The sequence below is a fragment of the Mycobacterium sp. NGS11 genome, assembly GCF_059813315.1.
The window spans coordinates 1-8,579 of sequence record NZ_JCALEJ010000047.1; the positions used below are offsets into that span (position 1 = coordinate 1).

At 61.9% G+C, this 8,579-nt stretch carries 6 protein-coding genes and 1 pseudogene; 3 read left to right on the plus strand and 4 right to left on the minus strand.

All coding sequences use genetic code 11. The annotated features are described in order from the left end of the window. Positions 1–91: 91 nt before the first annotated feature. Positions 92–379: pseudogene (locus AC5Y4T_RS25715) on the plus strand (DUF6188 family protein); the annotation flags it as partial. 116 nt (positions 380–495) lie between these two features. Here the strand turns inward: AC5Y4T_RS25715 and AC5Y4T_RS25720 are convergent. The 3 genes from AC5Y4T_RS25720 to AC5Y4T_RS25730 form a co-directional block, all read right to left on the minus strand. After that, on the minus strand, positions 496–1,389 hold the full coding sequence (locus AC5Y4T_RS25720) for an alpha/beta fold hydrolase (protein WP_065122654.1): 894 nt from the start codon (positions 1,387–1,389) through the stop codon (positions 496–498). 55 nt (positions 1,390–1,444) lie between these two features. Continuing rightward, a complete protein-coding gene (locus AC5Y4T_RS25725; protein WP_371286263.1) occupies positions 1,445–1,846 on the minus strand; it encodes a PaaI family thioesterase in 402 nt (133 codons plus the stop codon). 74 nt (positions 1,847–1,920) lie between these two features. Beyond that, complete coding sequence (locus AC5Y4T_RS25730; RefSeq protein WP_081282528.1) at positions 1,921–5,004, minus strand: MMPL/RND family transporter; 3,084 nt, start codon at positions 5,002–5,004, stop codon at positions 1,921–1,923. A 790-nt stretch (positions 5,005–5,794) separates the two neighbouring features. Between AC5Y4T_RS25730 and AC5Y4T_RS25735 the strand changes: the two genes are divergently transcribed. Continuing rightward, complete coding sequence (locus AC5Y4T_RS25735; RefSeq protein WP_065122653.1) at positions 5,795–6,433, plus strand: TetR/AcrR family transcriptional regulator; 639 nt, start codon at positions 5,795–5,797, stop codon at positions 6,431–6,433. A gap of 45 nt (positions 6,434–6,478) precedes the next feature. Here the strand turns inward: AC5Y4T_RS25735 and AC5Y4T_RS25740 are convergent, their stop codons facing one another. Then, the gene (locus tag AC5Y4T_RS25740; protein ID WP_065122657.1) at positions 6,479–7,672 is read right to left on the minus strand and encodes a cytochrome P450; all 1,194 of its coding nucleotides are present in this window, start codon (positions 7,670–7,672) and stop codon (positions 6,479–6,481) included. Between the two features lie 65 nt (positions 7,673–7,737). On the opposite strand from AC5Y4T_RS25740, the gene AC5Y4T_RS25745 reads away from it, so the two are divergent. Then, positions 7,738–8,319 (plus strand): TetR/AcrR family transcriptional regulator, encoded by a 582-nt coding sequence (locus tag AC5Y4T_RS25745; RefSeq protein ID WP_065122652.1) that lies wholly within the window; start codon positions 7,738–7,740, stop codon positions 8,317–8,319. Positions 8,320–8,579 lie beyond the last annotated feature (260 nt).

Below are 8,579 nucleotides of genomic sequence, written 5' to 3' on the forward strand. Positions count from 1 at the left end.
ATCGCCATGATTTTGTTGAGCCTTCCTGCCCACGTCGTGGGCTGCAAGACTCTCATAAGCCATGGATCAACCAAACGGGGTCAGGCCAGTCTGGCCCGAGGAAGAGGTGTTGATCGACCCCGCCAACCTTTCGCCCGATGAGCGGTCATTATTGGACCTGGCCGGAGCGGTGTGCACGCGCGCCTGGTGCGACGACGACGGGTCGTTGCATCTCGGGTTCTCCCGCGGACACCGTATCGATGTTGATCCGGACGCAGCGGAGACCGCGTGGGAGCTCTATGGCAAACGCCACGGTTACATGGCGTGTCTGCCGCGGGGTCGAGTCCGAGCGGTTCGGCACGATCTTCCTGATGAAGATGATGACTCAGATGCGACGTAAACCGTTAGGGACGTGCGCAGCCAGGCGCAGCGGTAGCCTGCTGCGCTTGGTCGGCACGGCGACAGAGTTTGCCGGAGTCGACGACATCGGTCGGCAGGCCCGCAGTCGGTAGGTGCTTATGTCATCCCGATCGTGCGGTCGAGGAAATCGGTGACCGCGGCGGTGAAGGCGTTGTTGTCGTCGCCGGCAACCATGTGACCGGTACCGGTCACGTCAGTTGTTTCGGCGTGCGGTACCAGTTCGACGAATTCGTCGACCGTGTCCTGGGAGACCACGTCTGAAAGCGCGCCACGCACCAACAGCGTCGGTGCCGTGATTCGACGTGCTCCTTCGACGAGAAATCCGCCGATGGCGTCGAACTCCTCGGTGCTCGTCGCGAGATCACCTTCGAGGAAATCGAAGTTGGAGCTGATGAAGGCCGGATCCCATCGCCAGATCCATCGGCCGTCGTCACGTTGGCGCAGGACCTTGTGCAGGCCGTCGAGATTTTCGGGCCGTCCTCGGTGTTGGTTGTATTCGGCGATCACGTCGGCGGCGTCATTGAGCGTGCCGAATCCGTCGGGGTGAGCGGCCATGAATGACACGACGCGGCGGGCCCCATGGAATTCCATCCTCGGGGTGATGTCGACCAGTACAACGGCTGCCCATAGGTCAGCTGGCGCCACCAAGTGCGTAGCGAGGATGATCATGCCGCCCAGCGATGCGCCAACGACGGCGGGGGGCTTCTCGGCGCTGAAGTGTTCTCGTACCGAGATCAGATCGGACACGAATCGTTCGACGTCATACTGTCCGTTTGGGTCCCAGTCGCTGTCGCCGTGGCCTCGTGTGTCGTAGGCGACGACGGTGTAGCCGTGGGAATGGAGTCGGCGTGCCGTGGTGGCCCAGGCGTGGCGGTTCTGACCGCCGCCATGTAGGAGCACCACTACGGGGCGAGTTGCGGCGTGCCGGTAGCAATCTGCTACGAGGGTGATGCCGTCGTCCGTGCGGATGCACTCCTGAGTAATTGTCATGTGGTCCGATTCTTTTGCGCGAAGTGCGCGTACACATAGGCGCGCATGGCCGTTGTCACGACCCGTTTTCCTTTGGGTTCACGACTGTGACGGTGCCCTGGGCGGCGCAGACCGGCTTGCCGTTGTTCGTGATATCGATACGCGCTACGCCGCTCCGCTTGCCCAACGAAATGATGTCGGCCACCGCCACGCACACTCCGCTGGAGACCGGGCGCAGCAGGTTCAATTTGAATTCTGTTGTGGCGACCCAACAACCGGCGGGGATCACTGGATAAAACAGCACCCCGAGGCAGTGATCGACCATGGCGGACAGGCACCCGCCGTGGAGATTTCCAAAGGGTGTGAGCAGGTCCTCCCGGGCATCCATTTCGGCAACCAAGCGGCCTGCTATCAGCTGGGTGTGGCGGAAGTTCAGGTATGTCGACAGTCCACCCGCAGTCGTCGTCGCACTGAGCATCTGTTCGGCGATCCGTTCGTCGAACCGGGCGAATTCCACGCCCGTCACGCTACGCACTCCATCGGGTGACAGCATCACCGGCAGCGTGGTCGGCCGTGCTGAGTCAAGAGTTGCCGTTGAGGCCACCAGCTGGCCTCACGCAGCAATGTGGCGATCGCGGGAACCGTGAGGGTGCGTACGACGAAGGTGTCCAGTAGTAGTCCGCAGCCGATAATCAGTCCGGTTTGGATCATGATGTCGACGGAGCCGACCATGAGCCCGAACATGCTGGCGGCGAAGATGATTCCGGCCGAGGTGATGACCGAGCCGGTGTTCGCGACGGTACGCAGGACGCCGACGCGGATGTTGCGGGCGGATTCTTCGCGCAGCCGAGAAATGAGCAGCATGTTGTAGTCGGCGCCTACCGCTACGAGAATGATAAAGGCGAGAAGTGGTACGGGCCAAGCGATTTCCTTGCCGAGGCCGTATTGAAAGACGAGGGTTCCGATGCCCAGCGCGGCGCCGTAATTGAGCACGACGGTGCCTAACAGGTAGAGCGGGGCGACCAGGGCGCGCAGCAGTAAGACCAAGATGAGGCCAACGATGACGAGGGTGGCGACGGCCAGCTGATGGAAGTCGGCCGACAGTAGGTGCTGGATGTCGGAGTTGACGGCGGGAAAGCCTGCCATCGACACCGTGGCGTTGGCCAGGGAGGTGTTGGGCCGTGCGGCATTGGCGACATCGGTGATTTTGTGGGCGAGGTTCATCGCCTGGCTGCTGTAGGGGTCATAGCTGGACTCGATGGAGAAGCGCGCGGTTTTGCCGTCGCCGGATAGGAAATGCTTGGCAACGTCTGCGAATTGGCGGTTTTCGAAGGCATTGGGGGGAAGGTAGAAGCCGCTGGCGCTGTCTGAGCCGGCGCTGGCCCGCGCGGAATTCTGTAGTTGGGTGGCAACCTGACTCATGCCGGACAGCATTTGGATGTTGCTGTCGGCAAGTGTATGTACGCCGGTAGCCAAGGCTTGTGCGCCGGAGGCCAGTTGGCTGATGCCGCCTTGGAGGCGACGGATGTTGCCGGCCAGGTCGGCGGGGTCGCCGAGTGCTCCGAACGCCTTGTCCAGCGAGGTGACGGTGTTCTGCATGTCGGCCAAGGTGCCTGCGGCCGTGTCGCTGCCCGGTTGGTACAGGTCGCCAAGGTTGGCGAGTTGGGTGAAGAAGCCGTTATTGCGCAACGTCGCCAGAATCTGCACTTGGTCGCGGATCGGGACGCATTCGGGTGTGGTGGCACACCACGGGGAGGCGTTGAGCGCGCCCACGAGGGGGTCGATCGTGGCAATGGCGTTTTGGGCTTGCTCGGCCTCTTGACGCAGTCCGGGCCCGGATCGCATGGCTTGGTCGACGGCAGGCGCGGTAGCCGAAAGCTGCTGTAGCAGCGGCCGGAAACGCTGGGCTTCGGATCCTGCGGACTGCGTTTGCGTAAGGACCCCGGTCAGGGGCGTCAGCGCCGTGCGCAGGGTGGTGTCGAGTTGTGCCAGACCGCCAGCGAGTTGGTCGGCGCCGCCGGTGAGTTTGGCCAGATCGGCCTTATGGGCGTCTCCATCGGCGACCGCGCCGGCCATCTTGTTACCGATCTGACCGTTTTGCCAGGACAGTTGAGCTTGGTCCAGGCGTGCGCCCGTAGGGCGGGTGACACCGGAGACCTTGGTGACGCCCGGCAGTTGCGACACTCGGGACGCCATTTCATCCAGATCGGCTAGGCCCTTGCCGGTACGCATATCGGCAGGTGATTCAACGACCATGAATTCGCTGATGACGATGTCCTTGCGAAAGTGCCTGTCCAGCAGGTGATAACCCTCGTTGCTCGCGGTGGTCGCCGGCTGTCCGTGGCGATCGTCATAGCTGACGTGCATAGTCAGCGCGACAGCTGCGAGGCCCAGCACAACGACCAGACTGGCGGCCAAAAGTGGTACGGGTCGGCGGACCACGGCCACTGCGATCCAGTTCCAGTAGCGACGGGTGCGGTCGGCTTTTGGTTCACCGATGCCCCGTCTGGCGGCCAGCGCCAGCACAGGGGGGAACAATGTCACCGTTGCTGCGAAACCGACAAAAACAGCGATTGCGCAGGCGGGGCCCAGCGCGGCGAATACGCTTAATTTCGCGAACACCATGGTCAAAAAAGCCAACGCCACGGTGGCGGCCGAGGCCAGAATCACGCGCCCGATCGTGGCCGTTGCATTGATTACCGCGAGATCGGCCGAGACCTCTTGTCGTCGCTGCTCGTGATAGCGGCTGATCAAAAACACCGAATAATCGGTGCCGGCACCCAGCAGGATCGCCATCATGAACGCGATGGTGAACTGCGACACCGGCATGCCTGATTCGCCGAGCGCTGACAGCACTCCGCGCCCCACAGCCAGGCTCACACCGATGACCAGCAGTGGCAGCAAGGCGGTAAAGATTGACCGATATATGACCAGCAAGATCCCTGCGATCAGACCTGCCGTCGCGACCGAGATGACAATCAAGTCCTTTTCAGCTGAATCGATTTGATCGCTGAAAGTCGTCGGGGGGCCGGTTACGCGGACGGTAGTGGACGAGGCGGCGAAGGACTGAGCGGCGATCGCGCGTACCGCTTTGACGGATTCGGCAGCGTTGAGATCACCGAGTGTTCCGACCACGCCGACCGGCAGATACCAGGCCTTGCCATCCTGGCTGACTGCCTGGGTGGCAGTGACCGGGTCGGCCAACAGATCTTGAACCAGGCGCACGTGCTTGGAGTCGGCACGCAACCGCGACAGCATCGTGTTGTAGCGCTGGCGCACCGGCGCAGTCAGGCCGGCCGGATCCTCCATCGCGACAAATATGGTCGTCTTGGATCCCTGCTCGCCGAATGCCGCGCCCATGCGCTCTACTGTTTGAAGCGACGGCGCATCACGCGGTATGAGATTTACCGACTGTTGTCTGACAACGGTTTCCAGCTGCGGGAAGAGCAGCGCCAGGGCGGCGGCGGTCACCACCCACACACCGATCACCAGCACTTTATGCCGGATGCTGAAACCCGCCAGGCGGGCTAGCCGATCGCTGTATGCGCCCTCACCGGCCGCAACTTTTTGAAGGCGTTCCCGAACCGGCCGGCTTAAGGTCGCCAAGCCCGAAGAGGCCCACCCGTTGTCTGCCATCCCCGCCCCGCTACCTCGAAAGAAACCAACGGTATCCGCAACAGTACTACCAGTACCCTTCTACGCGGCCGGTCAAACTGCCACCGCTATGTGCAGCTCGATCGCTGCTGCGCACTTCGGACCGACACCAGCGCACAGTCGGCGGTCCAGCATGATGGGCACAGCAACACGTGATCCCTTAGTGCACAGGTGGTTTGACAATGCCGATGCACGATCGCCGAAACCCTGACAGTTTCATGAACGGCGTAGCCGAAACGCCAGCCGAGAGGCTAATCTGATCGGCTCGTCGCGCACGTGGTTATACATTTCCCGGTTCATCAGGTCGTCGTCCAGATATGAACAGGAGCGAGGCGGGTAATGACGTGGACGAACGCCGCCTTGGTCTTGCGGCGGCCTTCGGTGCATACACCGGGAAATGCTGCGACCAGCCAGCCTCACACCGCGAACCCCGCGCGTCCACAATCGAGTCTTGGTTAACGCAAGCGGCACATTCATCGCAGACCACCACTGCCCGTCTGCGCGATTTCCCCTGGCACAAGCTGGGAAAGTTCAATCGACAGCCCCACGAACTGGCATGTAGCGGCCGCATCGCGGAGCTCCTGAACCAAGGACGACCGTTCGATCCGCTGACTGATCATGATTCCTCCTTCCGCGGCGAGGCCATATGGATAAGTGTACTGATAGTATCGCTACGATACTACTAGTATCCTTCCTTGGCAGCAGCCGACTAGATCGGCCGGCACAGGCGATTCGCTGCGGGCCGGGCACGCGTGGGGTTTACGGTGACTAGGTGGAGCGCGACGCCCTTGAATCCCCGGTCGACGACGATGACGACGTCGATCCGCGCCGGCTGCGCTCACGGGCCCGGCTACTGGATGCGGCCACCAAACTTCTCAACACCGGCGGCATTGAAGCAGTCACCATCGACGCGGTCACCAAAGCCTCCCGGGTCGCGCGCACGACCCTTTATCGCCACTTCAGCAGCTCGACTCAACTACTTGCGGCCACGTTTGAGCGGCTCTTGCCGCAGGTCACCCCTCCGCCGGCGGCAGGATCGTTGCGGGATCAACTCGTTGAGCTGTTGGGTCGGCAGGCCACGCTGTTCCAGGAAGCACCGCTGCAAGTCACGACCTTGGCGTGGGTCGCGCTGGGCCCGACGCCGGACGGCACGGCGGAAAACTACGATCGCGGTGCGCTGCGAGCGCGGATCATCGATCACTATCGGCAACCGTTCGATGCCCTCCTAAAAAGTCCTGAGGCTCGCGCTGAATTCGATGAATTCGACCTGGAGCTGATCCTGTGTCAACTCGTGGGGCCGGTCGCGTTCGCTCGGTTGACCGGGCTGCGTGTCATCGATCGTGATGACTGTGAGCGCATTGTTGATGACTTCCTCGCCGCGCACCGTCGCCAGTCCGACGGGCCCCCGTGAAAGGCCAGCGTCGGCGAATCACGATCGGCCCGATGCCGAGCGCGGTCAGTGCCTATACCACGAGATCGGCAACGACAGATAGCCCCGAATGGGTCCTGAGCGCAGTCGCTGTGCGCGCGCCAAGTCGATTTGCCAATTGGGCACACGCGCCAGCAGGGCGCGAAGCGCTATACGCGCCTCCATCCGCGCCAACGAGGCACCAAGACAGAAGTGAATGCCTCGCCCGAATGCAACTTGATGGTCGGGTTTTCGCTCGATGTCGAACACGTCGGGATCCGCAAACACACGTTCGTCGCGATTGGCCGAGCCGAACAACAGAAGCACCGAATCACCGGCAGACATCGCTACACCATGCAACGTGACATCTCGGGTCAGCGTTCGTGAAAGCCCTTGAGCTGGTGAGTCGTACCTGAGCAGCTCCTCGACTGCGGCACCGAGCAAACTCTCATCCTCTGCTAGGCGGTGGCGGACGTCGGGATAGTCGGCTAGCACCACCGCGGCATTCGCGAGCAGATTCGAGGTGGTCTCGTGGCCAGCTATGAGCAGCAGCAGACAAAAGCCAAGCAGTTCGTCGTCGCTGAGGCGTTTTCCGTCGATCTCGGCACACACCAACGCTGACATCAAATCGTCGCGCGGTTGGCGGCGGCGCTCGGCGAGGAAGTCGGTGAAGTAGCCATAGATCGCGGCTGCGGCCGCCAGAGCCTCGCCAGTCTCGCCGCGGGAGGGATTGGACTGAACCAGCGCATTCGACCATTGCCGAAACTGTGTGCGGTCCTCGCGCGGTACGCCGAGCAAATCGGCGATCACCATCGCTGGTAGGACAGCCGCGAAGTCGGCAACGAAATCCGCCGAACCTGCTTCCTGGACCAGGACTGCCGTCAAGCGATCTGCGAGCCCCTCGATCCCGCTCGCGAGCCCTGCGATGCGCCGTGGCGTGAAGGCCTTACTCACCAACGCGCGCAGCTGATCGTGTCGCGGTGGATCCATCAAAATCATCATCGGCAGCAGTGATTCGCGAAAATTGGAGCCCGGCGGAGTCGGAAATACTCCGTCGACCGACGAGTAGTTGTGATGGTCCAGTAGCGCGTGGGTGACATCTGCGTGGCGACTCAGCACCCACGTGTTGGTATCGGATGCACGGTAGACCGGTGCCTCGTTGCGTAGCTGGCGATAGACGGGATACGGGTCGTCCTGAATTTCTGCGTCGAAGGGGTCGTAGCGAAGTTGTACCGTCGACATTTCGTCTCCTGCCAGATTGCAGAACACTGGTTTAGACTGAGAGTTTAAACCTGGGGGAGGATGTTATGCGCAAAATTCCCGCTCAGATTGCCGGCCGGTTACCGGTTGCGGCCGAACTCTTTGCCGAGCGCGGTCTTAATGACACCAAGATCGAAGATGTAGCCACAGCCACCGGTATCGCAAAGGCCACGCTGTACTACTACTTCGCCGGCAAAGAAGAAATCCTGGCATTCCTACTCGAAGACACCCTGCGACACGTTGCAGACGAGGTCACTGCCATCGTGGACGCAGAAGGCAGCGGAGCCAACCGTCTGCATGCCGTGATCCGTGCGCAATTGCGGGTGATGGCTCAGCGTCCCGCGGTCTGCCGCGCCCTTATCGGAGAACTCGGCCGTGCTGCCCGTATGCCTGTGATCGCCGACATGATCGGCACTGCCTACTTTGAACCCGTCGAGACTTTGCTTCGCGAGGGTGCTGATGACGGCTCACTCGTGCAGCTCGACAATGCGAGGGCAGCTGCCACCGCGCTATTCGGTGCTGTCACCATCAGTGCGCTGACCTACTTAGTCACCGACGATGCTCTCGACGAAGGTTTAATCGCGAGGACAATTCACGACGTTGTGTTTATCGGCTTACGGCCACGTTAGCTGCCCGGCAATGACGGCCATCTCTCCCGACCTGGCGCCACGCCCGTCGGGCTCGGGCCGTGCCGCACATGTCACGGTGGGCACCCAACCCGGACGTGTCTTGACTGCGACGGCGTGGTGTATGGAGCGACGCTGACCGCCGGTTGCAGAATTCTCGCCTGGCGTTCGTCGTCATCCACACGTCGTTGGACCTGCGGTTCTGCCGTGCCGCTCCAGCGGGCGACTTGACGCTTATTCGTCTTTAATGATCGAGAATCACC

Coding starts and splice junctions, on each gene's coding strand:
- AC5Y4T_RS25720 (WP_065122654.1), bottom strand. CDS start 1,389: ATGACAATTACTCAGGAGTGCATCCGCACGGACGACGGCATCACCCTC.
- AC5Y4T_RS25725 (WP_371286263.1), bottom strand. CDS start 1,846: ATGCTCAGTGCGACGACGACTGCGGGTGGACTGTCGACATACCTGAAC.
- AC5Y4T_RS25730 (WP_081282528.1), bottom strand. CDS start 5,004: ATGGCAGACAACGGGTGGGCCTCTTCGGGCTTGGCGACCTTAAGCCGG.
- AC5Y4T_RS25740 (WP_065122657.1), bottom strand. CDS start 7,672: ATGTCGACGGTACAACTTCGCTACGACCCCTTCGACGCAGAAATTCAG.
- AC5Y4T_RS25745 (WP_065122652.1), top strand. CDS start 7,738: ATGCGCAAAATTCCCGCTCAGATTGCCGGCCGGTTACCGGTTGCGGCC.